This window comes from Mesorhizobium neociceri, assembly GCF_013520985.1.
In the GTDB taxonomy this organism is placed as follows: Bacteria; Pseudomonadota; Alphaproteobacteria; order Rhizobiales; family Rhizobiaceae; genus Mesorhizobium; species Mesorhizobium neociceri.
The window spans coordinates 721,092-746,360 of record NZ_JACDTY010000001.1 but is presented as its reverse complement, the minus strand read 5'-3'; the positions used below and the strand labels follow the sequence as shown (position 1 = coordinate 746,360).

Annotated in this window: 24 protein-coding genes and 1 pseudogene; 12 read left to right on the top strand and 13 right to left on the bottom strand. The window is 62.7% G+C overall.

What is annotated here, in order from left to right:
• Positions 1-125 precede the first annotated feature (125 nt).
• From H0241_RS03445 to H0241_RS03425, 5 genes are all read left to right on the top strand, one after another.
• The gene (locus H0241_RS03445) at positions 126-1,406 is read left to right on the top strand and encodes an acetylornithine deacetylase/succinyl-diaminopimelate desuccinylase family protein (RefSeq protein WP_181056000.1); all 1,281 of its coding nucleotides are present in this window, start codon (positions 126-128) and stop codon (positions 1,404-1,406) included.
• 122 nt (positions 1,407-1,528) lie between these two features.
• Complete coding sequence (locus tag H0241_RS03440; RefSeq protein WP_181055999.1) at positions 1,529-3,007, top strand: ABC transporter substrate-binding protein; 1,479 nt, start codon at positions 1,529-1,531, stop codon at positions 3,005-3,007.
• A 253-nt stretch (positions 3,008-3,260) separates the two neighbouring features.
• On the top strand, positions 3,261-4,208 hold the full coding sequence (locus tag H0241_RS03435) for an ABC transporter permease (RefSeq protein WP_181055998.1): 948 nt from the start codon (positions 3,261-3,263) through the stop codon (positions 4,206-4,208).
• Positions 4,205-5,074 (top strand): ABC transporter permease, encoded by an 870-nt coding sequence (locus H0241_RS03430; RefSeq protein ID WP_181055997.1) that lies wholly within the window; start codon positions 4,205-4,207, stop codon positions 5,072-5,074. The genes H0241_RS03435 and H0241_RS03430 overlap by 4 nt, the downstream gene beginning before the upstream one ends.
• On the top strand, positions 5,071-6,693 hold the full coding sequence (locus H0241_RS03425; RefSeq protein WP_181055996.1) for an ABC transporter ATP-binding protein: 1,623 nt from the start codon (positions 5,071-5,073) through the stop codon (positions 6,691-6,693). Before H0241_RS03430 ends, H0241_RS03425 begins: the two co-directional genes overlap by 4 nt.
• Before the next feature lie 15 nt (positions 6,694-6,708).
• Here H0241_RS03425 and H0241_RS03420 read toward each other — a convergent pair whose 3' ends face one another.
• Positions 6,709-7,140 carry a TerB family tellurite resistance protein gene (locus H0241_RS03420; protein ID WP_181055995.1) on the bottom strand — a complete coding sequence of 144 codons (432 nt, stop codon included), beginning with the start codon at positions 7,138-7,140 and terminating at the stop codon, positions 6,709-6,711.
• A gap of 172 nt (positions 7,141-7,312) precedes the next feature.
• Between H0241_RS03420 and H0241_RS03415 the strand changes: the two genes are divergently transcribed.
• On the top strand, positions 7,313-8,098 hold the full coding sequence (locus tag H0241_RS03415) for a TSUP family transporter (RefSeq protein ID WP_181055994.1): 786 nt from the start codon (positions 7,313-7,315) through the stop codon (positions 8,096-8,098).
• A 580-nt stretch (positions 8,099-8,678) separates the two neighbouring features.
• Here the strand turns inward: H0241_RS03415 and H0241_RS03410 are convergent.
• Positions 8,679-8,924 (bottom strand): annotated as a pseudogene (locus H0241_RS03410) (DUF5131 family protein); the annotation flags it as partial.
• A 101-nt stretch (positions 8,925-9,025) separates the two neighbouring features.
• On the opposite strand from H0241_RS03410, the gene H0241_RS03405 reads away from it, so the two are divergent.
• Complete coding sequence (locus H0241_RS03405) at positions 9,026-9,628, top strand: hypothetical protein (protein ID WP_181055993.1); 603 nt, start codon at positions 9,026-9,028, stop codon at positions 9,626-9,628.
• Positions 9,629-9,736: 108 nt separating this feature from the next.
• On the opposite strand, the gene H0241_RS36105 is transcribed toward H0241_RS03405, so the two are convergent.
• The 4 genes from H0241_RS36105 to H0241_RS03385 form a co-directional block, all read right to left on the bottom strand.
• Entirely contained in the window at positions 9,737-10,669 is a 933-nt protein-coding gene (locus H0241_RS36105; protein ID WP_181055992.1) for a hypothetical protein, read from the bottom strand.
• Between the two features lie 406 nt (positions 10,670-11,075).
• Positions 11,076-11,636, bottom strand: a complete 561-nt coding sequence (locus H0241_RS03395) for a J domain-containing protein (protein WP_181055991.1) — start codon at positions 11,634-11,636, stop codon at positions 11,076-11,078.
• 10 nt (positions 11,637-11,646) lie between these two features.
• Complete coding sequence (locus H0241_RS03390) at positions 11,647-12,102, bottom strand: hypothetical protein (protein WP_181055990.1); 456 nt, start codon at positions 12,100-12,102, stop codon at positions 11,647-11,649.
• 88 nt (positions 12,103-12,190) lie between these two features.
• Complete coding sequence (locus H0241_RS03385; protein ID WP_181055989.1) at positions 12,191-12,469, bottom strand: hypothetical protein; 279 nt, start codon at positions 12,467-12,469, stop codon at positions 12,191-12,193.
• 103 nt (positions 12,470-12,572) lie between these two features.
• Here H0241_RS03385 and H0241_RS03380 point away from each other — a divergent pair, with 103 nt between their 5' ends.
• The 3 genes from H0241_RS03380 (at position 12,573) to H0241_RS03370 (ending at position 14,174) form a co-directional block, all read left to right on the top strand.
• Complete coding sequence (locus tag H0241_RS03380; protein WP_112565466.1) at positions 12,573-12,743, top strand: hypothetical protein; 171 nt, start codon at positions 12,573-12,575, stop codon at positions 12,741-12,743.
• 114 nt (positions 12,744-12,857) lie between these two features.
• Positions 12,858-13,682: a helix-turn-helix domain-containing protein gene (locus tag H0241_RS03375; protein ID WP_181055988.1), complete on the top strand. Its 825-nt coding sequence runs from the start codon at positions 12,858-12,860 to the stop codon at positions 13,680-13,682.
• Between the two features lie 72 nt (positions 13,683-13,754).
• Positions 13,755-14,174, top strand: a complete 420-nt coding sequence (locus H0241_RS03370) for a VOC family protein (RefSeq protein WP_181055987.1) — start codon at positions 13,755-13,757, stop codon at positions 14,172-14,174.
• Positions 14,175-14,222: 48 nt separating this feature from the next.
• Here H0241_RS03370 and H0241_RS03365 read toward each other — a convergent pair whose 3' ends face one another.
• The 3 genes from H0241_RS03365 to H0241_RS03355 form a co-directional block, all read right to left on the bottom strand.
• Positions 14,223-15,251 (bottom strand): IS110 family transposase, encoded by a 1,029-nt coding sequence (locus H0241_RS03365; RefSeq protein WP_235983901.1) that lies wholly within the window; start codon positions 15,249-15,251, stop codon positions 14,223-14,225.
• Between the two features lie 377 nt (positions 15,252-15,628).
• The gene (locus H0241_RS03360; protein WP_181055986.1) at positions 15,629-17,098 is read right to left on the bottom strand and encodes a cobyric acid synthase; all 1,470 of its coding nucleotides are present in this window, start codon (positions 17,096-17,098) and stop codon (positions 15,629-15,631) included.
• A gap of 3 nt (positions 17,099-17,101) precedes the next feature.
• Positions 17,102-17,710, bottom strand: coding sequence for a dimethylsulfonioproprionate lyase family protein (locus tag H0241_RS03355; RefSeq protein ID WP_181055985.1), 609 nt, complete (start codon positions 17,708-17,710; stop codon positions 17,102-17,104).
• Positions 17,711-17,860: 150 nt separating this feature from the next.
• On the opposite strand from H0241_RS03355, the gene H0241_RS03350 reads away from it, so the two are divergent.
• A complete protein-coding gene (locus tag H0241_RS03350; protein ID WP_181055984.1) occupies positions 17,861-19,027 on the top strand; it encodes an isobutyryl-CoA dehydrogenase in 1,167 nt (388 codons plus the stop codon).
• A 25-nt stretch (positions 19,028-19,052) separates the two neighbouring features.
• Entirely contained in the window at positions 19,053-19,937 is an 885-nt protein-coding gene (mmsB, locus tag H0241_RS03345) for a 3-hydroxyisobutyrate dehydrogenase (RefSeq protein ID WP_181055983.1), read from the top strand.
• Positions 19,938-20,220: 283 nt separating this feature from the next.
• Here mmsB and H0241_RS03340 read toward each other — a convergent pair whose 3' ends face one another.
• The 4 genes from H0241_RS03340 to H0241_RS03325 form a co-directional block, all read right to left on the bottom strand.
• Positions 20,221-20,862: a cytochrome c oxidase assembly factor Coa1 family protein gene (locus H0241_RS03340; protein WP_235983899.1), complete on the bottom strand. Its 642-nt coding sequence runs from the start codon at positions 20,860-20,862 to the stop codon at positions 20,221-20,223.
• 115 nt (positions 20,863-20,977) lie between these two features.
• A complete protein-coding gene (locus H0241_RS03335; protein ID WP_181055982.1) occupies positions 20,978-21,343 on the bottom strand; it encodes a hypothetical protein in 366 nt (121 codons plus the stop codon).
• Between the two features lie 120 nt (positions 21,344-21,463).
• On the bottom strand, positions 21,464-22,843 hold the full coding sequence (locus H0241_RS03330) for an aspartate aminotransferase family protein (protein ID WP_181055981.1): 1,380 nt from the start codon (positions 22,841-22,843) through the stop codon (positions 21,464-21,466).
• 257 nt (positions 22,844-23,100) lie between these two features.
• Complete coding sequence (locus H0241_RS03325) at positions 23,101-25,170, bottom strand: prolyl oligopeptidase family serine peptidase (RefSeq protein ID WP_181055980.1); 2,070 nt, start codon at positions 25,168-25,170, stop codon at positions 23,101-23,103.
• Positions 25,171-25,269 lie beyond the last annotated feature (99 nt).

Here is a 25,269-nt window from a genome sequence, read left to right as displayed (position 1 = left end):
AAATCGCCAATCTAAAGCAGCGAATTTGAACGATTTTCCCGCTATAGTTGCCGCTGCAACACGTAGTTTGGGCGCCAGTGGCATGACGCTTGCAAAACCATCGCCTTGCCTGCTCAAATCCGGGAATGAACGAACGACTCTTCAAAGCAATCGACGACCGTTCCGATGAACTGGTCCAGCTTACCGTCGACCTGATCCGCTTCCCGACCATCAACCCGCCGGGCGAAGCCTATCGACCCTGCGCCGAATATGTCGGTGCCCGGCTAAGGAAACTTGGCTTCGAAACCGAATTCATCCGCGCCGAGGGCACGCCGGGCGACACCGACCGCTATCCGCGGGTCAATGTCGTCGCCCGCTTCGACGGCCGCTCGCCCGGTGCCTGCGTCCATTTCAATTCGCATATCGATGTCGTCGAAGCCGGCGAAGGCTGGAGCGTCGATCCCTTTGCCGGCGTGGTGAAGGACGGCCGGGTTTACGGGCGCGGCGCCTGCGACATGAAGGGCGGCCTCGCCGCCTCGATCATCGCGGCCGAAGCCTTCATGGAGGTTTTCCCCGACTTTCCCGGCGCCATCGAGATCTCGGGCACGGTCGACGAGGAGTCCGGTGGCTTCGGCGGCGTCGCCCATCTGGCTGGGCTCGGCTATTTCTCGAAACCCAAGGTGGACCACGTCATCATCCCGGAGCCGCTGAACAAGGACCGCATCTGCCTTGGCCATCGCGGCGTCTGGTGGGCGGAGATCGAGACCAAGGGCGAGATCGCGCATGGCTCGATGCCCTTCCTCGGCGACAATGCGGTGCGCCACATGGGCGCCGTGCTGCAGGCCTTTGAGGACGAACTGTTTCCGGCGCTCGACCGCAAGGTGACGCGCATGCCGGTGGTGCCCGAAGGCGCAAAGCGCTCGACCATGAACATCAACTCGATCCATGGCGGCCAGACCGAGGATTTCCGCCCCGGCCTGCCCTCGCCCAACGTGCCGGATGCCTGCCGGCTGACCATCGACCGCCGCTTCCTGCTCGAGGAAGACCTTGGCACGGTCAAAAGCGAGGTGACCGACATCCTCGACCGGCTGAAACGTGAGCGCAAAAAGTTCGACTATGAAATCCGCGACTTGATGGAGGTGCTGCCGCTGATGACCGAGCGCGATGCGCCGGTGGTCAAGGCGGTGGCGCAAGGCATCGTGGCGATCTTCGACCGCGAACCGGATTATGTCATTTCACCAGGCACTTACGACCAGAAGCACATTGCCCGTATCGGCCACATCTATGACTGCATCGCCTATGGTCCGGGCATTTTGGATCTCGCCCACCGGCCCGACGAGTGGGTCGGTATCTCGGACATGGTCGAGTCAGCGAAGGTGATGGCGATCGGGCTGAATGTGCTGCTCAGAGGAACGGCTACCGGCTGACCCCGCCGGTATCAACTGAAAAAACATTCCTCCTGGCGCCGCTGCAGAGCACGAAACGCAATTTACTCCACCTCGAAATCACGCTTCTATCCACCAGGGTCCGAGCATTTGGGAGTTGCACGATGAAATTGTGGAAAACCATTCTTGCCGCCGCGCTGTTGGCGCTGGCCACCAGCTCTCAGGCATATGCCGCGCGCACCGACCTAGTGATCGGCATTACGCTCGAACCGCCGCATCTCGACCCGACTGCCGGTGCGGCCGCGGCGATCGACGAAGTGCTCTACGCCAACGTCTTCGAGGGCCTGACCCGCATCGGCCCGAACGGCGAAGTGCTGCCCGATCTCGCCGAAAGCTGGGCTATCTCGGACGATGGCAAGGTCTATACATTCAAGCTGCATACCGGCGTGAAATTCCATGACGGCACCGATTTCGACGCCAGCGATGTGAAATTCTCTCTCGACCGCGCCCGCGCCGACAATTCCGTCAACGCGCAAAAGGGCCTGTTCGCGGCAATAGACACGGTCGACGTCGTCGATCCGGCGACTGTGAAGGTGACGCTGAAGAACCCGCAAGGCTCGTTCCTCTACAATATGGGCTGGGGTGACGCGGTGATCGTGGCGCCCGAGAGCGCCGAGACCAACAAGGAAAAGCCCATCGGCACCGGCCCGTTCAAATTCCAGAGCTGGGCCAAGGGCTCGTCGATCACGCTGGTGAAATCGGACAACTACTGGGGTGCCCCGGTATCCCTCGACAAGGCCGAATTCCGTATCGTTCCCGATGCCGCTGCTGCCGTGCCGGCACTGCTCTCCGGCGACATCCAGGCCTTTCCCTTCTTCGATCCCGACAGCGTCGCCCAGGTCAAGGACGACCCACGTTTCAAGGTGGTGATCGGCTCGACCGAGGGGGAGACCATCCTCGCGATCAACAACAAGAAGCCGCCTTTCGACAAGCTCGAGGTGCGGCAGGCGATTGCCTTTGCGCTCGACCGCAAGGCGATCATCGACGGCGCCTCGGCCGGCCTCGGCGTGCCGATCGGCTCGCACATGTCGCCCGCCAGCAAGGCCTATGTCGACCTCACCGGCCTCTATCCGCACAATGTCGACAAGGCCAAGGAACTGTTGAAACAGGCTGGCCTGGAAAACGGCTTCAAGGCGACGCTGAAACTGCCGCCGCCTTCCTATGCCCGGCTTGGCGGCGAGATCATCGCCTCGCAGCTGCGCGATGTCGGCATCGATCTGGAGATCATTCCGGTCGAATGGGCGCAGTGGCTGGATCAGGTGTTCACCAAGAAGGATTACGACCTGACCATCGTCTCCCACACCGAGCCCAACGACATCGATATCTATTCGCGCAAGGACTATTACTTCAACTACGACAACCCGGCCTTCGACAAGATCATCGCCGAGCTGAACCTCACCTCCGACGACGCCAAGCGCAACACGCTGCTCGGCGAAGCGCAGAAGATACTCGCCGACGATGCCGTGGTTGGCTTCCTCTACGAACTGCCGAAGGTCGGGGTGTGGGACGCCAAGCTGCAGGGCCTGTGGGAGAACGCGCCGATCCAGGCGAATGACCTGACCAAGGTGAAGTGGAGCGAGTGAGGCTGTTGGCCAAAGGGCCGCGCTTGCGCTCCGTCACACCCCCCTCTGCCCTGCCGGGCATCTCCCCCTCAAGGGGGGAGATTGCGCTCTCATTTCTGCTTTCGCCAATCACCAACGCTACGGAGAGAGGCCCGGCGCTGAAACTGCCAATCTCCCCCCTTGAGGGGGAGATGTCCGGCAGGACAGAGGGGGGTGGGCGGGAACGCGACCTTTGCCCGGTCGTCGCCACGCGCAACGCACCAACGCCTCCACCATGACCGCCTACCTCCTAAAACGCCTCGTCATCGCCATCGCGACCTTGATCCTGGCCTCGATGGTCGTCTTCGCCGTGCTCGAAATCCTGCCCGGCGACCCGGCGCGGCTGATGCTTGGCCTCAACGCCAGCGCCGACCAGGTCGAACTGCTGCGCGACCAGATGGGGCTCAACGCGCCGCTGGTCCTGCGCTACCTCCATTGGGTGGGCGGACTGCTCAGCCTCGATTTCGGCCGCTCCTATACCTATTCGGTGCCGGTCATCGACCTTGTGCGCGAACGCATGGCCGTTTCACTACCCCTGGCGCTGATCGCGCTGGCGCTCTCCACCGTCATCGCTATTCCCGTCGGGCTCTATTCCGCCAGCCGGCGCGGCCGGGCCGGCGACACGATCGCCATGGGCGCCGCCCAGCTCGGCGTCGCCGTGCCGAACTTCTGGTTCGCGCTGATGCTGATCTACCTCTTTGCCGTCTGGTTGCGGCTGGTGCCGGCCGGCGGCTTTCCCGGCTGGAGCGCCGGTGTCTGGCCGGCGCTGAAATCACTGCTGCTGCCGGCCGTAGCACTCGCTCTGCCGCAGGCGGCGATCCTGGCGCGCGTCGCCCGCTCGGCGCTGATCGAGGTGCTGAACGAGGACTATATCCGCACTGCCCGCGCCAAGGGCCTGCCCTACCGCGCCGTGCTGTGGCGGCATGCGCTGCGCAACGCGATGATTCCGGTGCTGACCATTTTGGGGCTGCAATTCGCTTTCCTGATCGCCGGCACCATCATCATCGAAAACGTCTTTTATCTGCCCGGCCTTGGCCGGCTGGTGTTCCAGGCGATCACCCAGCGCGACCTGATCGTCGTCGAAAGCATCGTCATGCTGCTGGTCGTCGCCGTCATCGCGGTCAACCTCGTCGTCGATGTCTCCTACGCGTTCGTCGACCCGCGCCTTCGAGGCCGGCAATGACGCTGCACATCGACATCCCCGAGGAGACGCTGGGCAGTATTCTGGCCAAGGCGTTTCGCAACCGCTCCTTCCTCATCGGCTTCGTCATCACGGTGTTGGTTGTGGCAATGGCGCTCATCTCCTACGTCTGGACGCCCTATGACGTGACCAAACTGGTGATTTCGGACAAGACGCTCGCGCCTTCTTCGGCGCACTGGTTCGGCACCGATCATTTCGGCCGCGACATCCTGTCGATGATCATGGTCGGCGCCCGCAATTCGATCGCCGTGGCGCTGGTCGCCGTCGGCATCGGCATGGGCGTCGGCGTGCCGCTCGGTGCCTTTGCAGCGGCTCGCGGCGGCCTGATCGACGAGTCGCTGATGCGGCTGAACGACCTCGTCTTCGCCTTCCCGGCGCTGCTGTCGGCGATCATGATCACCGCCATCTTCGGACCGGGCGCCATCAACGCCATCATCGCCATCGGCATCTTCAACATACCGGTGTTTGCGCGCGTCGCCCGCGCCGGAGCGCTGGCAATCTGGCCGCGCGAATTCATCCTTGCAGCGCGCGCCGCAGGCAAGAGCAAGACGCAGATATCAATCGAACACGTGCTGCCCAACGTCGCCACGCTGCTTCTGGTGCAAGGCACCATCCAGTTCGCGCTTGGCATCCTTGCCGAAGCCGGGCTGTCTTATGTCGGCCTCGGCGCCCAGCCGCCAATGCCGAGCTGGGGCCGCATGCTGTTCGATGCGCAGACGCGCATGGTGGTGGCGCCATGGATGGCGATCTTTCCCGGCATGGCCATCGTCATCACTGTGCTCGGGCTCAATCTGCTCGGCGACGGCATCGCCGACATACTCGACCCGAAATCGCGGCGGCAGCGATGAGCCTGCTGGAGATCGAGAACCTGTCGCTGACGATTGGCGACACGCCGATCCTGAAGGGGGTCGAGCTCTCCGTCGCGCCCGGCGAGGTGATGGGGCTGGTCGGAGAATCCGGCTCCGGCAAGTCGATGACGGCGCTGACCGTCATGCAGCTTCTGCCGCACGCAGCGCGCGCCAGCGGGCGCGTCAGCTTCGACGGCATTGACATCCTCGCCGCCACCGAGGACCAGATGTGCGCCCTGCGCGGCGACGATATCGGCATGGTCTTCCAGGAGCCGATGACAGCGCTGAACCCGGTGAAAACCATCGGCGAGCAGGTCGCTGAGGGCATTCGCTGGCACACCAAAGCGAGCCGCGCCGAGGCCGAGGACCGGGCGCGCAAAATGCTCGACCGCGTCGGCCTGCCCGAGGCGAAATTCCCGCTGTCGCGCTATCCGCACGAACTGTCGGGCGGCCAGCGCCAGCGCGTCGTCATCGCCATTGCCTGCGCGCTCAAACCCAAGCTGCTCATCGCCGACGAACCGACCACGGCACTCGACGTGGTGCTGCAGGCGCAGATCCTCGACCTGTTGCGCGGCCTTGTCAGCGAAAACCGCATGGGCCTGCTGCTGATCTCGCACGACCTCGCCGTCGTGACCGAAATGGCCGACCGCATCACCATCCTGCGCCATGGCGAGGTGATGGAGGCCGGCGACACCGCACGCACGCTGTCGGAACAGCTGCATCCCTACACGCGCCAGCTGGCGCTGGCCTCGATGCATGTGCCGGCGCGCGCCAAGGCGCATTCCACCGGCCAGGGCAAACCGCTGCTTGAGGTCGAAGGCGTGACGCGCGACTATCCCGGGCGGCGCACCTCCCTGTTCAAACCCGCGCCTCCCATCCGCGCTGTCGACGACGTCTCCTTGTCGCTGGCGCCGGGCCAATCGGTGGCGCTGGTCGGGCGCTCCGGCTGCGGCAAGTCCACGCTTGCCCGCATGATCCTGGCGCTGGACAAATCCACCTCGGGAACGATCCGCTTCCGCGGCGAGACCATCACCGGCAGGAGCGAAGCGGAGCTGAAGCCAGCGCGACGCGACATGCAGGTGGTGTTCCAGGACCCTTACGGCTCCTTCGACCCACGCCAGAAGGTCGAGAAACTGGTGGCCGAACCGCTGCATGTGCTGGAGAAGAAGCCAACTTCAGCCGAGCGGCGCGAGATGGTGGCGCATGCGCTGCACGAGGTCGGCCTCGGCGTCAGCGACATGGACAAATATCCGCATGAGTTTTCGGGTGGCCAGCGCCAACGCCTGTCGATCGCCCGCGCCATCATCACGAGGCCGAAGCTGGTGGTTGCCGACGAACCGGTCTCCGCACTCGACGTCTCGATCCGCGCCCAGATCCTCGATCTGTTCGCCGAGCTCAACCAGAAACTCGGCATCGCCTATCTCTTCATCACCCACGATCTGACCGTCGCCCGCGCCATCGCCGACGAGGTGCTGGTCATGCATGACGGCAGGATCGTCGAGCGCGGCAAGACCGGCGACGTGCTCGACCATCCGCAATCCGAGGCGGCAAAGGCGCTGGTGGCGGCAGCGCCAGATTTGCATCGAGCGATCGCACGCCGGATGCAGGAACAAGGGTGAGCAGCCGCAGCCGGCTCACTCCTCCGGCTTCACCACATCGACCGGGCTGATGTCGAGCAGGTCGAGCGTGCGGCGCAGCAGCCGCACCTCGCTCTCGGCCAGTTTTGAATCTGCCTTGGCGATCTCCGCCATATGGCGTGCCAGCAGCTTGCGCCGCTCGACGTCGAGATCGCGAAACAGCGCGATGGCTTGCGAGCCGTTGGTCTCGTAGCCGAACTCGTTGAGATATTCGATGACCGCGTCGATGCTGGTTTCCGGGATGCCGAAAGCGTCCTTGCAGATGCGCCGGAAGGCAACCATCTCGCTCTCCGACACCGAACCGTCGGCCAGTATCATGCGAAACAGCATCAAGAGTTCCGCCGACAGCACCGGATCGTCGGCAACCTTGCGCACGCCGGGATCACCGTCGAAGATCGAAAGAATCTGATCGAGCAAAGCCATCGCCAACAGTGTCCCCTTCCCAAGTCCGCCCAGCGGTACTGGGATAATGACATGCAACACAGAAAATCCAAGCGCAACGCGCTTGGATCGACGTCACGCGGAAACGGTCTTGCGCAAACCGGGTCGCCGTGGTCGAAGGCGCGGCACCACCTTTCCCGCCGGAATGCCTTTAGTACCGATGTCCGACCTCGCCACCCAGACCGTCATCATGCTCGCCTTCGCCGCCTTTGCAGCCGGCTTTGTCGATTCGATAGCCGGCGGCGGCGGCCTGATCACCATCCCGGCTCTGCTGCTTGCCGGTTTCCCGCCGGTCGCAGCGCTCGGAACCAACAAGCTGCAAGGCATCTTCGGCACGGCGTCGGCGACAATCCACTATGCCATGAATGGCCATGTCGATCTGCGCCGCCAGCTTCCGTCAGCACTTCTCGCCCTTGCCGGCAGCGCCGTCGGCGCCTTGCTGGCAGCATTCGTGCCCGGCGATCTCCTGCGGGCGCTGCTGCCGCTGTTGTTGATCGCCATCGCACTCTACTTCGCCGTGAAACCCAACATGAACGATGTCGACCGCACCGAGCGCCTGTCGCCCTTCCTGTTCGGGCTGACGGTCGCACCCGCGGTCGGCTTCTATGACGGCCTGTTCGGACCCGGCGCCGGCTCCTTTTACATGCTTGCCTTCGTCAGCCTCGCCGGCTTCGGCGTGCTCAAGGCGACGGCGCACACCAAGCTGCTCAATTTCGCCTCCAACATCGGCGGCTTCATCGTCTTTGCCGTGGCCGGCGTCATCTACTGGAAGATCGGGCTGATGATGGGCGTCGCCCAGTTCCTCGGTGCGCGTCTCGGCGCCAGTCTTGCCATCCGCATCGGCGCCCGGCTGATCAAGCCGCTGCTGGTGATCATCTGCCTAGCGCTGGCTATAAAGCTGCTGGCCGATCCGGCAAACCCATTGCGCCAGCTAATTGGTGTATGAGCCTCACGCCTGATAGACTGCGCTTGTACGAATCATGTTGGAGGAGCCAAACCTCCCGCCCGAGAAGCGCCGGTTTCCGCCATTTTCCGCATAGACCTTGACCTCCTTCGCCCGTTGTGGGCCTTATCGTCTGTAACAATACGTGTAACCATGGGGCGGCGGGGATGATCAAACAGGCTAAGGCCAAACCACACAAAGTGGACGGCGCCTGGTATCTCGTTCGCCGCGTTCCAAAGGAATTTACAGAGTTCGATCGCCGCGGGCTGGTCCGCATTTCGACCGGGATAGCCATCGTTGACGATCCCCGCGCCATCCGCGCCGGCAAGATCGTCGAGCAGCTGGACAACGAGCTCTCCGCCTACTGGCGCGGCATCCGAGACGGCCGTTCGGGTGAAGCCCGATTGCGCTTCGAGGCGGCGCAGGCGCGCGCTCGAGCGCTTAGTATTCCATACATGACCAATCAGGAGCTTGCCGACGGGCCGACCGACGACATCATCAAGCGCATAAGGCTGCTGCTCGACCGGAACGCCGTCGAGGACGAGCTCGAGGTTGCGGCCGTGATGGGAGGCGAGGAGCGCCCTACCCGACGCGGCTTTCTCCACTTAAGCGGCGCCGCAAGTGCCTTCTCGTCCAGCGATATCTTGCCAGTCCATTTGCTGCGACCGCCGCTTTTCCTGGTCAGTCCGCGGTATTTTTCGACCCCCATAGCCTCAAGGCGGGCAGCCATTCGCATCGCATAACAGAATTTGCAGCCATCCGATTCGATTGAACAGCCAGCGACCGGATTCCATGTTACATCGGTCCACTCGATAGAAGTCTGCGCCATGGGAATAATCTCCTCACACACACGCATCTATGCACGGTGGCGATTCAGGCGGCAAGTTCGATATCACTGCTGCTGCCATGTGGTTAAGCGGAGATCCAGCGATGCCGGTGAACATTACAAACTCGCAAAGCAACGAGGTGCACACCAGCGTGCCCTATCCAGCGTTCTTCAGCCCAACACGTAGCAACAGGGGTTTTGTGGATCTGCGCGGCCGACCGGAGTTGGCTGCCGGCATCGCGGAAGCCGTGACTTCGAAGGCCCTGAGAGCTTTTTTGGTCCGTATTGCGGCGACGCAAACATCTCTGTTTTCCATCGGTTGTGACCTAGGGCACCACGTCGATCCGGCAGCGCCAAAGGGCCGACGTCGCGTAGCAGGCGGGTATATCCAACTGACGAGCAGCCACTATGATCTCGTCCGACCGGACGATTGGGCTCGCCTTTGCAACGGCGTATCCGACACGCTTCAGCAATCTGCCCCAATGGACGAATGGGACGTGCACTTCAAACTTGAGCCGGTTTGGGTAGAGATCGATGACGTAGACCAAGCGACTGGAGCTGTGCACGTCGCCTTTTACGCCAATGCGAAGACCCATCATGACGCCTTGCGCTCACGAGAGCGGCTGATAGCGGCAATCGACGTTGGTTTCTCTGACGAATCCATAGACGCGACGCTGCGCTCTGTCGCATGCCGGTCCACGGGTTGAAGGTGTAGAGGGAGTAGCGGTTGGGCTAAGCCAATTCGCCGCAGGCCATATGGCCAGCGGCGCTGCAATCAGGGTGGAATCTGCTCGAAACGGCGGTGCGTTTGCTGACTAAAAAAACCCGCCGAGGTCCTTCATCTTTATCACATACATCTCGCCTTTGCTGCCGCCTACACCCGGATCTCCATCGCCTAGATTGGCCGGATTAGGATACGAACCTGAAGAGCCGGGTCCGGAAGACCCGCAAAAGCCATTCCGACCAGCGCCACCTCCGCCTGGACCGGGGGTACCAGGCGCACCTCCTCGGCCTACTAAGCCGGGCAAGCCCCCCTGGTTATTTACTCGGGCGTAGCTAAAGGTTTCACCGCCAGTTGGAAGTGATACAAAGATCACCGTCGCCCCGGAGCCACCATTCCCGGCCGGGCCGCCCTTTCCTCCAGGACCTGATGTGCCTCCATTTCCACCTGGCCCAGGGCCCTCTTTACAATCAAAGAGACTAGTGGCGCCCTGCTTGCCATTGCCCGCATGCCCTCCATTGCCACCCCTGCCGCCAGAGCCTCCTGTCCCGCCATCAATTCCTCGAACGAGAACTGCAAGGTTCAGTATTCCAGCCGGTATCTCCTTGTCATGATCGTCCAAGAGCTTTTCTGCTATTATATACACAATTGGCAGTTGGATCGTCTCGCCAGGGCCGCCACTACCACCAGCCCCACCGGGATGGCCATCATTGCCCCGCCTGTTGCGCTCCCCGAAATCGTCGGCTCCTTTTGCGCCGGCGTCACCGTCTTGCCCTGCTGCGCCCGCCTGAACACCCATATCCCGTTCAATGAACGAGTAACCAAACGGATCACGAAACTTGATCCTGTGAGCGACTATGGCCACCCAAGGCGCCGTTAAGTTAGTGAAGACCATATGGGCACCAGCATCAAAAACTATATCATCAGCTTTGATGACTTGCTGGGCGAATGTCTCAGAGTTGTGGATAGGAAGAACGGCTTGCACAGTCGGCGTTGCTTTAACCGCGTCGATGACCTCTTGCGGCATCTGAGGAGTTCTAACCTCCTCCGGAAGAGTGCTCATGTTCATAATTGTGATCGGGCCTGTGACCCCTTGGGATTGGGTCTGCTGCGCGTTAACGACTGACGCTGCAGCCAAGTATAGAGTTCCCGTCACGACGATTAGTCGACGCATCTCGTCCTCCCTTGCAGTTTGGTATATAACGATTGCCTAAAACTTTAATTAATGCAATGCTAAAATACAGTCGCCGCTGATGGGGAAGATGAAAATACTGTAGAATCAAAGCGTTATTAAAAAAGCGAAAATGCGAGCAGCCATGGCAATATCAGTTACTGCCAACCAAGTTGGCGGTACATTGGTGATGTTTCTTTGCTGCCGGGAATTTCGATGTTGCCCGAAACAAGCGTGATGACTTTGCTTTCCAGGGTGATTTTCATGGGGCCAGTTCCTTTAGAGCTGCATCGCGGGCGACGTTGAGCTCGGCCAGGCGCTGCTCATTCCCGGAATTCTTCGCGAGCTCGCGGTAGCGAGCGTTGACGTTGAGTGCGATCACGTGGTCGCCCGGCTTGAAGCCGAGGATCTCGCGCCAGCTGCTGCCGGTCGGCGGGGCGATCGCCAGCAGGCCACGGAATGAGGCACGCACGAGCGCAAGGGTGCCGTGCCGGATCTCGACGCGCCTCGCCTCGAGGACGTGGTGAATGGCCTGCAGGTTCGCCTCGATCGTGGTGTAGCGATCGATCGGGATGCACACTTGGATCTCGTCCCACACGAACCAGACCGCAACGCCTGGGTCGGCCGGCCGGCGTTCGGTTAGCGTGTAGTTGGACGAAATGACAAGGTTCTTTGCAGCCTTGCCACTGTCGGCGCCGAAACGGCGCAGCGAATGCTCAACGTTGGCGATCGACGCCGGTAGCGTCATCTTGAAGCGGCCAGCCTCGCGCGTCTTGTGGCGGGGGATGAGATCTGGCCACGTCAAAGGGTACTGCGCTGTCATGGCTGGTTCCTCACCGTTTGTAGCCGTCGCGTTTGAAAATCGGGGGTCCGCCGTTGCAGTAGGAGCAGGCGCCATGCTCGTTGTAGACGTAGGCAAAGGTAGTCAGATTGCCCTGCTCCTTCGCCGCGGCGATCGCCAGCGGCCGGGTGTCGAAATCGCCGTGGTGCCACTCCTGATGAGGAAAGCCCTTCTTCTTGGGTTTGACGCACACCACTTGGTATTTGCCCGGCGGTGCCTCGATGACGACCACTCGGCTGGGGCCGACGCGCTTGCGGCCGAGAGCTATGAATTGATCGACCTCGACAGCGCTGGTATCGCCTCCTATCTCGAAGATGACGCCGATCGGCCCGAAGTCCTGCCATGACAGCAGGATCTCGTTGGTGAAGGTGGATCGGGACATTGGCGGGCGATCGGCGAGCGTGTAGCCGGCGTCGGCGAGGAGCTTGCGGGCGTCGTCGACGTTCATCGCGTGCGACTCGCTTCGCGCACGAGCGCCCCTGCGACCAGTATCTCGTAGAGCAGCCAGCAGGCGCGCTGGGCCTCGAAAGGGCCTGTCATGGTGCCACCCAATCGGCAACATGAGTAAGCGCGACGCATCCGCCCCCGCCGGCGATGTAGACGACGGGCGTATGGCCGCCGAGAATGCAGGCGGGATGTCGGATCTCGCATTCTACCGGCCGGCCCTCTCGCGGTCCGGTCCAGCACTCGATGACGTCACCGATCTTGTGGGTAGCGTTGAAGGCGTCGCAGGCGGCCTGCATCTGCTCCGGGGTTTGAGGCTTTGGTCGCCGCCTGCTTACGGCACCGTCGCGCGAATCTGATACGGTGCTCATGGCCGCACCGGGCACGTAACAGTGTCTGTAACAGTGTTACCTTGAAAACCCAGCAAACGTTCGGTTTTCGGCCAAGGTTGCAATCCTGTTGGAGGGACCACACATGAATCTTAGTGCACCCACTCAGCTTATTTTCATTATTTCCCTTGTCATCGCCATCATCGGCGTGCTCGCCGCGCTTGGCGTTCTTGCGTTTATTCCCTTGGCATCGGTCTGGATTATGCTCATCGCCTACATCGTGCTTGCCGCCGGCTGCATGATGCGCGGCGCCTGAGCACGCATATCTCAGGTAACCGAAGCGCCCGGCCAAAGGCCGGGCGCTTTTGCTTTCGGCCCGTTTTGATTCAGATCAGGGCGTCTGCTAGATTTGATCGGCAAAGGATGGCCGATGCCGATCGAGATGCAGCGCCGCAAGGAAGAAGACTGCTCCATCGCCGGGCGGTTCGAGATGCTCCGGCGGGCACCGCCGCCCGCGCTCGACGACATTGTGTCGGACATTTGCGGCTATCGCGAAACCGCGCCCGGCCATTTCCGCAATATCGAATACGCCTCGCTGACCGTGCCTCTGGTGATCAGCTTCGCCGAACCCTTCGCCATCGGCCTCGGCAAAGACCCTGGCGACAATGATCGTTTCGCCAGTTTTGCCGCTGGCCTGTTTGCCGGCCCGGTGATGATCGAATCCTTTGGCGGCGCCTGCTGCGTGCAGATCAACTTCACCCCGCTCGGCGCTCGCCGGTTCTTCGGCCTGCCGATGAGCGAGCTGACCGACAGCATGGTTGTGCTCGACGATGTGCTTGGCGCCGAGGGCATGGCACTGCGCGAACGGCTTGGCAACGCACCGGACTGGGCGGCGCGTTTCGATCTCGCCGAGGCCTTCGTCGCCACGCGTCTCCGGCATGCGGCTGACACGCCGGCTGAAATCACCTGGGCCTATGACCGCATCGTCGCATCGGGTGGCCGCACCCGCATTGCCTCGATCGCCGAAAAACTGGGCTGGAGCCGCAAGCATCTCGCCGGCAAATTCTCCGATGCGACCGGCATCGGGCCGAAGACGCTGTCGCGCATCGTCCGCTTCAACCGTGCGCTCGGCCTATCGCGGCAGGACCAAAGCGACTGGGCCGATATTGCCGCCGACTGCGGCTATGCCGACCAGGCGCATCTGGTGCGCGAGTTTCGCCAGCTCGCCGGCGATCCGCCGACGGCGCTGAGGTAACATTTCTTCAAGACGGCGGGAGGGCCTTCGAACAGACTGGGTTATCGACCAACCCAATGAAGGAGGTTTTTAATGCCCGCCACCACCGAAGCGCCCCGGCTCTACCCGGCCCTGCGCTACAAGAATGCAGGAAAAATGATCGACTGGCTGTGCGAGGCCTTCGGCTTCGAAGTGCGCGCCCGCTATGGCGAGGGCGACATCGTGCACCACGCCGAACTCACCTTCGGCTCCTCGATGATCATGCTGGGTACCGCGCGCAGCGACGACTATGGCAAGATGGTCGGCGAACCCGGTCCCAGTGGCGGCAAGTCGATCTACGTCGCCGTCGACGACGCCGACGCCGCCCATGCCAAGGCCAAAAAAGCCGGCGCCACGATCATCCAGGACCTGACCGACCGCGACTATGGCAGCCGCGAATTCATCTGCCGCGACCCCGAAGGCAATGTCTGGTCGTTCGGGACGTATTGGCCGAAGGCGGGCGAGAAGGCGTGAAGTAGCGCTGCGGGTTCGCGATTGGCCGGCAGCCTCTCAACTTCGTCATCAACTCTGAGGAATCGCGGCGTCTCGAAGCCTTGCGTTTAGGGTGACGACGATCTTTCGCATGACGGCTGCGATGGCCACCATTGGCTTTTTGCCGTTGGCGATGAGGCGTTTGTAGAAGGCTGCGAACTCGCCCTTTCCCGCAGCGGCGCGCAGAGCGGGCATGAAGAGCGCGGTTCTGACATCAGGCCGACCACCGCGGATTTTGCGGTAGCCGTGTTTTTGACCGCTATCATTTGGATGCTGCGCGACGCCGGCAAGGGCTGCAGCCTTGCGGCGTGTCATGGAGCCGAGCTCGGGCAGGATGGCCAAGAGCTTGGCCGCCACAATCGGGCCGAGGCTGTCCATAGCCGTGCAGATGGCTGCCCGATGCTTGAGGGTGCTGCTGTTGGCGATCAGCTCGCGTATTGCCGCATCGATAGCTTGGATCTGACGCTCGACGACTTTGATCACAGCCTCGAAGGAGATCGCAAGATCGCAGCCGCCAGGTGCCTTGGCGCGGTTCTTCTCTGCGACCTTCATGGCGATGAGCTCCTGGCGGCGGCGCACCAAGGCGCGCAAGCGGGTCTCATCTGGATCCGGAGCCTGCCAAAGGGCCAGCTTTGCCCAGCGTTCGCGGCCGTAGCCGCTCAACATCCCGGCATTGATGGCGTCGCTTTTGCCGTGCGTGCCATAGGAGCGGATGAAGCTCTTGACCTTGAGCGTGTCGGCGCGATGACAAGCGATGCCGGCGCGCAGGCACTCTTCGAGCAACAGGCCTTCATGACCGCCTGTTGGCTCACACACGACAAGGTCTATGTGTTTATAGCCCTTCAGGAAGGCACGGATCGCTCTGCGCTGATTGGCGATGGTGCGGGTGGTGGTGCCGTCAGAGACGGTGATGGTGTCCTTGGCGATATCGAAGCCAAGGCACAATTGCGGTTGTTGATGCAAAAAGGCCATGCTGGTGGTATCCTTGTCAGGCTTCGGATTGTTTGCGGGCGTGGCGCAAGCCAGCGGCCAATCAACTCTCCAAGCGATGGCGGACAAAGACGGCAGGGACCTTGATGACGTCGGGTGTTACCCGATCCCAGGGACGGTCGCCTGCCGCCGGGACTGCCGGCTGTGATGGGCCGCAGTCCCGGCCGCCAAACTACCTGATCCTGCTCAAACAATCCCAGGGCGGAGCAGGAGCGAAGCGACGTCGCGGAGACCCTGGGATCCATTCCGTGACGGGCCGCCGAAGAACGCAGCGGCTCAGAATAAAGGTCGTGCTCACCAGAGCCGGTTCTGCACTGTAGCATCGCACAGACGTCGCGGCATGGATCCTCGGGTCTGCGCCGCGTCGCTACGCTCCTTGCTTCGCCCGTGGATGACGAAGCGGCGGGCGTCTTCGCTAATCGCAGAGCTGTATGGTTCGACGGGATTTACCTCGCCAACCCAAAGATCGCGTCGCAATCGAGATGGATCTCCAGCTCGGCTGCGATCTCGTCCAGCGCCTTTTCCACCTCGGCGCGATAGTCGATGCCGCCGCCTTTGACGCCGAGGCTTTCCAGGAATTTTGCCCGGAAAGCGTCGGCGGAAAACAGGCCATGCAGATAGGTGCCGAAAACCTTGCCGTCGGCGGAGATGGCGCCGTCATCGGCGCCGTTGATGACGGCCGACGGCCGCGCCATGTCCGGCCCGGTGGTGCGGCCGAGATGGATCTCATAGCCCTCGAGCGGCAGGCCGAACGGCACTGAGCGCGCGCTGGCATTGCGCACTGTCTTTTCCGGCTCCATCACCGTTTCGATGTCGAGCAGGCCGAGGCCTTCCGCCTCGGTTGCGCTGCCTTCGATGCCGTCGGGGTCGCGCACCACGCGCCCGAGCATCTGAAAACCGCCGCAGATGCCGACGACATGGCCGCCGCGCTTGCGGTGCGCGAGAAGATCGCGATCCCAGCCATTCTCGCGGAACTTTATGAGATCGCCGATCGTCGATTTCGAGCCGGGAATGACCACCAGGCCGGCATCCTCCGGCAAGCGCTGCCCCGGCGGCACGAACACCACGTCGACCTGCGGCTCGGCCTTGAGCGGATCGAGATCGTCGAAATTGGCGATGCGGCCAAGCATCGGCACAGCGATCTTCAGCGCCCGTTTCTCGCCCGACGCCAGGCGTTCGAGCACGACGGAATCCTCCGACGGCAATCGCGCCGCCGCCTTCAGCCACGGCACGACGCCAAAGCAGCGCCAGCCGGTGAAGTTGTCGATCGCCTTGATGCCGTCGTCGAACAGCGAGACATCGCCGCGGAACTTGTTGATGACGTAGCCGACGATCATGCGCCGGTCTTCCTCCGGCAGGATCAGATGCGTGCCAGCGACCGAAGCGATGACGCCGCCGCGGTCGATGTCGCCGACGAGGATGACCGGCACATTGGCGCGCGTGGCAAAGCCCATATTGGCGATGTCGCGGCTGCGCAGATTGATCTCGGCCGGCGAGCCCGCGCCCTCGACAATCACCAGATCGGCGCCCTCGCCCACCTTGCCCCAGGACTCCAGCACGGCGTCCATCAGCCGGCCTTTCAGCGCCTGATAGTCGCGCGCTTTCGCCTCGCCGAACACCTTGCCCTGCACCACAACTTGCGCTCCGACATCGGTCTGCGGCTTGAGCAGCACCGGGTTCATGTGGACGCTGGGCGCGACACCGCAGGCGATCGCCTGCAGCCATTGCGCCCGGCCGATCTCGCCGCCGCTGTCGTCACCCGGAATGTCGGCGACGGCGGCATTGTTCGACATGTTCTGCGGTTTGAATGGCCTGACCTTCAGCCCGCGATTCCTGGCCGCACGGCAAAGCCCCGCCACCAGCACGGTCTTGCCGACATCGGAGCCCGTGCCTTGCAGCATGATCGCCTTGGCCATGGCTCAGCCTCTGCCCTGCGCGCCGGGAATGGTCGACTTCTGCGCCAGCGGCCCGCCGCGCCAGATGTAAAGTGCCAGCAGCGGCTCGCGACCGGTGCGCATGGCATGGCTGACATTGGGGGCGTGATGGATCACTTCGCCCGCATGGCGAACGTGAAAGCCGCCCTCGCCCATGCGCCATTCGGTGCCGCCGGTCAGTGGAATGTAGATCTCCTCGGCAATGTGATGGTGGTCGGGATAGGTAATGCCGGGCCCGAGGATCAGCAATCCGGCCGCGACCTCGTCATTGGCAAAATGGCCTCGCAGCCCAAACACCTCCAGCCAGCCATATTTCTGCAGGAACGCTTCACCGAAATCTGCCGCGTTGTAGGTTTGCCCCCAGCGGAGATCGTTGCGGTGCTCCGCCAGCAGCCGCACCAGACGCTGCGCATCCGGCGGCGCCAGTTCAGCGATCCGGTCGAGCTGATCGAGGCACGGCAGTCTATGCGGTTCGAGCGAACGCGCCGGCATGTTCCAGGCGATCCGGGCGACAGCGTCCCGCACCAGCGCATTGTCCACGCCCCGGAGATAGGCATGGAAGCGATCAAGCAGCTCATCGAAATTTGTCAGCACGCAATGCTCCGTTGATCCATTCATGCACAGCCGCTGCGCAGCAGGCCGGGTTGCGCGGCGGCATCATTGGTCTAGATTGGGCGCCGCGCAAAGCCAAAAACAACAGGCCAGCAAGCCAACCCCCAGCTAGGGAAACACAGGGAGCACGCCATGGACGCCGCGGTCGATGCGAGCACCAGCCAGTTCGAACTCAACGAGGAACAGCGCGCCATCCAGGAGATGGCGCGGGCCTTCGCCGCCGATCGCGTCGCGCCCAATGCGCTCCAGTGGGACCGGGAAAAACACTTTCCCGCCGATGTGATCCGCGAGACAGGCCCGCTCGGCCTCGGCGGCATCTATGTCAGGGACGATGTCGGCGGTTCGGCGCTCGGCCGGCTTGATGCCGTGCTGATCTTCGAGGCGTTGTCGCACGCCGATCCGGCCTTCTCCTCCTTTATCTCGATCCACAACATGGCGGCGTCGATGATCGACCGCTTCGGCAGCGACGAGCAGCGTCAGCGCTTCCTGCCGAAGCTGACCTCGATGGAATGGCTGGCGAGCTATTGCCTGACCGAGCCGGGCTCCGGCTCCGACGCCGCGGCGCTGAAAACGCGCGCGGTGAAGAGCAGCGACGATTATGTGCTGAACGGTGCCAAACAGTTCATTTCCGGCGCCGGCGACAGCGACCTCTATGTCGTCATGGCGCGCACCGGCGCCGACGGTCCGAAAGGCATTTCCACCTTCATCGTGCCCAAGGACGCGCCCGGCCTCTCCTTCGGCGCCAACGAGCACAAGATGGGCTGGCACATGCAGTCGACCCGCCAGGTGATCTTCGAGGATTGCAAGGTGCCGGCGCAAAACCTGCTGTCGGGCGAAGGCGCCGGTTTCGGCATCGCCATGGCCGGGCTCGACGGCGGCCGCCTCAACATCGCCGCCTGTTCGCTCGGCGGTGCTCAGTCTGCGCTCGACAAGGCGCTTGCCTATACGGGCGAGCGCAAGGCTTTCGGCTCGAAAATCAACCAGTTCCAGGCGCTGCAGTTCCGGCTGGCCGACATGGAGACCGAGCTGCAGGCGGCGCGCATTTTCCTCTACGCCGCCGCCTCGAAACTCGATCGCAAGGCGCCGGATGCCGGCAAATGGTCGGCCATGGCCAAGCGCTTCGTCACCGACATCGGCTTCAACGTCGCCAACGAGGCGCTGCAGCTGCATGGCGGCTACGGCTATCTGCACGATTACGGCATCGAAAAACTCGTCCGCGACCTGCGCGTCCACCAGATCCTCGAAGGCACCAACGAGATCATGCGCGTGATCATCGCGCGGGCCTTGATCGGACGCTGAAGCAAGCAATACCGGGAGAGAGACAATGACGACGATCGCCTTCATCGGCCTCGGCAACATGGGCAATCCTATGGCCGCTAACCTTGTCAAAGCTGGGCATACGGTGAATGGCTTCGATCTGATGCCGGAGAATTTGACCGTTGCGCGCGAACATGGCGTCGTCGTCATGGCCAATGCCATTGCCGCGGTGAAAGATGCCGATGTCGTCATCACCATGCTTCCCGCCGGCAAGCACGTGCTCTCCGTCTATGAGGATGCCGCGCCCAAGGCCAAGCAAGGTGCGCTGTTCATCGATTCCTCGACCATCGATGTCGAGTCGGCCCGCAAGGCGCATTCCGTTGCAAAGAAGCACGGACTGCTTTCGATCGATGCCCCCGTCTCCGGCGGCACCGGCGGGGCTGCCGCCGGCACCCTCACCTTCATGGCCGGCGGCGCCAAGGATGCTTTCGCCAAGGCCGAGCCAATCCTGAAGCCGATGGCTGGCCGCATCGTCCATTGCGGCGACGACGGCGCCGGCCAGGCAGCCAAGATTTGCAACAACATGATGCTCGGTATTTCGATGATCGGCGTCGCCGAAGCCTTTGTGCTGGCCGAAAAGCTTGGCCTCTCGCATCAGGCGCTGTTCGACGTCGCCTCGACCTCGTCGGGCCAGTGCTGGTCGCTGACCACCTACTGCCCGGTGCCCGGCCCGGTGCCGGCATCGCCGGCCAACAGGGATTACAAGCCTGGCTTTGCCGCGGCACTCATGCTGAAGGACCTGAAACTGTCGCAGGAAGCGGCCCAAAGTGCCGGCGCGGTGACGCCGATGGGGGCCGAAGCAGCCCAGCTTTATGCGCTGTTCAACGCGCAGGGAAATGGCGGCACCGATTTTTCAGGTATCATAAATTTCCTTCGCGGCAATCCTTTATAAGTTTCGAATTTTGCAGCGTTTTTATCGATTTTTCTCGCACGGAAAATTTGCAAATTTAGATTTGCTTAAGCTCTCGATAACCCGACGGTAACGATGTGCCTATACAACGGATGGCGAGGCGGACATATCGCATCCGCCCGGCGCTCCGGATCAGGTCTCGCGTACCGGAGCCCGTAAGTTTCGCAAGTGTATTGTTGGCGAAACGCCATGCGTATCTGGCAAAGCCGCGTTCCTGATGGGACGCGGTTTTTGCGTTTCTGCGAACTATTGCTGCGGCGTCCAGTTATATTTTGGTTGCCGTGCCTGGACTGCCGATGTGATCCTCGTCAACCAGCACGATTGGCGCCCCTCCGGCCATGACGACAAGCAGGCGCAGGTTCCATTTCCCCGCGTTGCGCACGACATGCGACATCACCCAGGCCGATCCATGGCTGCCATGAATGGGCATACTAAGCTGGGCATCGCCCAAGCCGTTTCCAAAGATCTGAACGCTGCCGACCACCCAATAGCTGGCGTCAATGTCTTCACCCAGCGCGGCCTTGACGCGGTCGTCGGCGCGCACCGTCTCCATGGTTAGCCGGTAGGCGTCGCTGTTCTTCATCATGCGAGGGACGAGGACGGCTACGGCGGCGATACTGAAAAGCCCGACCACGAACAGGCTGAACCCGGCGATCGCCCAGTTGCGTTGCACCCTTCGGAAATGCTCGGCGTCGCGCCAGGAAACATTCTGCCACGCCCAGCGGCTGCCCTTGGCGCCCAGCACGAACAGCATGACGATGTTGACCAGCGGGACGAACATCAGCAGCGCGATGAAGGTGCTATTGCCGATGCCCCAGATCCAGTTGAGGAAAAACGCGCCCCAGTTCCAGCGGTCGAGTTCGGGCGGAATTTCAGCGGGCTGGTTAAGCGGCTGTACGGCCATCATGTCCCCCATCGGCAAAGACTGCCTGACAGGATTCTAACGCAGGCGCCGCAAAACCGGAAACCGGTTTTCCATCCATTTCGGACAGAAGCGCGGCGTTGCCCGGCCCGACGCTCAATCAGCCTTTTGACGACAGCCGGCGGAAATTCGCTTTCACGGCGCGGCTGGTGGGCTTCAGCGCAGCGTTGACCGAATTCACCGCCGCGGTGCCGTTGAACAGCGACGGCGTGCGGCCGGAAAGGACCTCGGGCCAGAAGCGCGCGGCCGACTGAAACAGCGCCATCTGCGCGGCAAACGCGCCTTCGGCAACAGCCGTGGTTTTCTCAGTGATGGCGCGTGCTGTCTCGGAGCCAAGGCCCCGGCCGTTTTGTGCGTCCGCAGCCATCAGCGGCAGGCGCATGGCCATCACCAATGGCGCCAGCATCAGGTCGGCGCCTATGGCGACCGCTCCTCGCGTGCGCGGTCTCGTCGTGATCTTTTTCATGGAACCCCTCAACTGCAGCCGATCCTGCCGGCCCAGACACTACGCGCCACGGCGGCTATCGTTCCCTGACGTCACGAAGTCGCACGGGCGCCCTGGTCGCAGGGCACCCGGCGATCGGTCCTACTTCTTGCGCAGATCCGCTTGCGCCAGATCCAGCGCCTTGGCGATGCGAGCGCAAGCCATGTCGATCGTCTCACGCGTCCAGATCAGCGGCGGCGACAGGATCATCGTGTCGCCGGTGGCGCGCAGCATCAGGCCTTGTGCGATCGCGTGGTCGCGGACGGTGACGGCGGCACTGCCTGCCGGCAGGAAGCGCTCCTTGGTTACCTTGTCCTTGACGATCTCGATCGCCCCCATCAGGCCGATCGAGCGCACCTCGCCGACCAGATCGTGGCCTGCGATGCGCTCCTGCAGCGCCTGGGCGAAATACGGGCCGGTGTCGTTCTTGACCCGGTCGACCAGACCTTCGCGCTCCATGATCTCGAGGTTCTTCAGCGCCACCGCGCAGGCCACCGGGTGACCCGAATAGGTGTAGCCGTGGTAGAACTCGCCGCCCTTTTCGACCAGCGTCGCCGCGATGCGGTCGCCGACCAGCAGCGCCGACAGCGGCTGGTAGCCCGAGGTCAGCGCCTTGGCGGTGGTGATGGTGTCGGGCTCGATGCCGAAGGTCTGCGCGGCGAACCACTCGCCGGTGCGGCCATAACCGGTGATCACCTCGTCCAGCATCAGCAGCACATCATATTTGCGGCAGATGCACTGCACTTCAGGCCAGTAGCTCATCGGCGGGATTTTTACCCCGCCCGCCCCCATCACCGGCTCGCCGATGAAGGCCGCAACCTTGTCGGCCCCAGCTTCGAGGATGGCGTCCTCGACCGCCTTGGCCGCGCGCAGGCCGAAATCATGGTCGCTTTCGCCGGGCAGCGCCAACTCATAGGCATAGGGCATCATCACATGGACGATGTTGGGGACGGCGCCGCCAAGCTGCTTGTGCATCAGGTCCATGCCGCCGAGCGAGGTGCCGGCGATAGTCGAGCCGTGATAGCCCATCTTGCGCGAGATGATGCGGTTCTTCTCCGGCTTGCCCTCCAATGCCCAGAAGTGGCGCACGAGCCGGAGCGCCGTGTCGTTGGCCTCCGAGCCGGAGGAGCCGTAGAACACCTGAGCGACGCCCTTGGGCGCCAGTTCGGCCAGCTTCTTCGACAACAGCACCGGCGTCGGCGTCGAGCATTTGAAGAAGGAGTTGTAGTAGGGCAATTCCTTCATCTGCGCGTAAGCCGCTTCGGCCAACTCGTCGCGGCCATAGCCGACATTGACGCACCACAGCCCGGCCATGCCGTCGAGGATTTCGGTGCCGTCGGCATCGTAGATGAACGGACCGTTGGCGTGGGTGATGATGCGCGAACCGGCCTCGCGCAGTTCCTTGTGGTCGGTGAAGGGATGCAGATGATGCGCGGCGTCGATCTGCTGAAGCTGCTTCAGCGAATAGTTCTGGTAGGTCATGGATGTGCTCTTTCCTCAGAAATCTGTCCGGCGATGCCGGGGCGAATTCGTCAGAGGAGAGCAGGAGGTGAATAGCCGATGCGGGCGCACAACCGCAAAAGCTCGGCGCGCAGCGTGCGCGGTGACGGCGTCACCGCGACCCGAAATACGCGAGCCCCAAAGGCGCTGACCAAGATCCTGACGAGAGCCATGGCCGCACCTTAGAGCAAAGGCTGGTCGAGGTGAACCACCCTTCGCTTGGGCCATGCGGGATCTGTCTAGGCCTTGGCGGACAACGCCTTTTGCAGGAAAACATACTTCATCGCCGTTTGCGCCGCCTGCGGCCGGCGATCGCCGCGTCCGCCATGGCCGCCCTCGGTTTCCTCGAAGAACAACGTCCTGTCGTGCCCGGCTTCCTGCAGCCGCGCCGCCATCTTGCGGGCATGGCCGGGATGGACACGGTCGTCGGCAGTCGAGGTCGTCAACAGCACCGGCGGAAAGGCGGCATCGCCCGACACATGCTGGTAGGGTGAATAGGCGCCCAGCCACCTGGCCTCTTCCGGTTTCGACGGATCGCCATATTCGCCCATCCACGAGGCGCCGGGCGGCAGTTCGGTATAGCGCAGCATGTCGAGCAGCGGCACCTCGATGATGACGGCACCGAACAGCTCGGGATGCTGGGTCAGCGAAACGCCGGTCAGCAGGCCGCCATTCGAACCGCCCTGGATGCCGAGCGAGCCGGCCGTGGCGATGCCGCGTTTGACGACATCCTGCGCCACCGCGGCGAAATCGTCGAAGGCATTCTGGCGATTGCCCTTCAGCGCCGCCTGATGCCAGGCCGGCCCGAACTCACCGCCGCCGCGGATGCAGGCCTGCACATAGGCATTGCCCTTTTCCAGCCACAGCCTGCCACGCACGCCGGCATAACCGGGCAGCAGCGGCACCGCGAAGCCGCCATAGCCGTAGAGCAGCGTCGGCACCGGACCCTTCTGGTCGCGCCGCCGGACGACGAAATACGGGATCATCGTGCCGTCCTTCGAACGCGCCTCGAACTGTTCGGAGATCAGGGGCGCTGCATCGAAACGCGCTGGCTGCGACTTCACCGTGGCCAGCGTCTCGCCATCGTCATCCGACCAGATGATCGAACTCGGCGTCAGGAAATCGGTGAAGGAGAAGGAAACGCTGCGGCCGAAATGCTCGGCATGCGCAATGCCGACATTGCCGTTTTCGGGCAACGCGACCGGTTTCATCGACCAGCCGTCCGCCTTGCGCCCGCAGACGATGACCTTGCCGCGCACATTGTCCATCAGATTGATGAACAGCCGGTCCTGCGTACCGGCAAGACCCGCGATCGAGACCCGATGTGCCGGCTCGAGCATGGTTTCGACAGGCCCCAGTTCGCCAGTGTCGATCCAGCGTTCGAAATCAAGCGAATAGAGGCCGTCAGGCAAGCACTCGGTGCCGTCCGGCGCCGTCCACGGGGTGCGCACGCCGAACACAAACCGACCCTTGAACAGCGTAGTGTCGGTGACATCGTCCGGCAGCGGGATGCGCCGGTTTTCGCCCGACGGCAGGCGTAGAAAACTGTGCGAGGAGAAGAAGGCGATCGCGCGGACCAGGAACAGATACTGCTTGTCGCCGTCATATTCGACACCAACGCCGGCGGCGAGGTCCTGCTTCTCGGCCTCGAAGATCGGCGTTGCGTCTTCCAGGCGGGTGCCGCGCTTCCACAGCTTGACGACGCGCGGATAGCCGGACTGGGTCTTGTCTCCTTCCTCGAGAGCGGCCGAGACAAGGACGGTGTCCTTGTCCAGCCAGGAAAAGCCGGATTTGGAGGCGGGAGCGCTGAAGCCGCCCTCGACAAAGGATTTGGCTTCAATGTCGAATTCGCGCATCTCGCTGGCATCGCCGCCGTCCGGCGACATCGCCACCAGGCAAAGGTTGAAATCGGGGTAGAGGCGGCTGGCACCGCTGAACACCCATTTCACGCCCTCCTTGGCCGAGAGCACGTCGAAATCGATGATTGTCTGCCAATCCGGCTTCTCGGTCTTGTAGGAGGCGACGCTCGTGCGGCGCCAGAGGCCGAGCACATTGGTCTTGTCCTGCCAGAAATTATAGACATGGCCGTTGAGCGCGGCACCGACGGCGATGTTGTCTTCGGCCGTCATCAGGTCGAGCGCCGTCTCGAACGCCGCCTGGTAGGATGCATCGCCCTGCAGTTCGCCGACCGTCAGCTCGTTCTGGCGATGCACCCAGTCGAGCGATTGCTTGCTGGTCCGATCTTCCAGCCAGAGGAAATTATCCTCGGTGGCGGCCTCGGTCTGGCGTTTTGTCGTCGATTGGGTCACGCGTGGTCTCCAAGCTATTGGCGGGCGGCCCCGCCTACATCGCGTCCCGGGTGGTTTTATTCAAGATGGTGACGTCAGGTCATTGGCCTTGATGGGAGT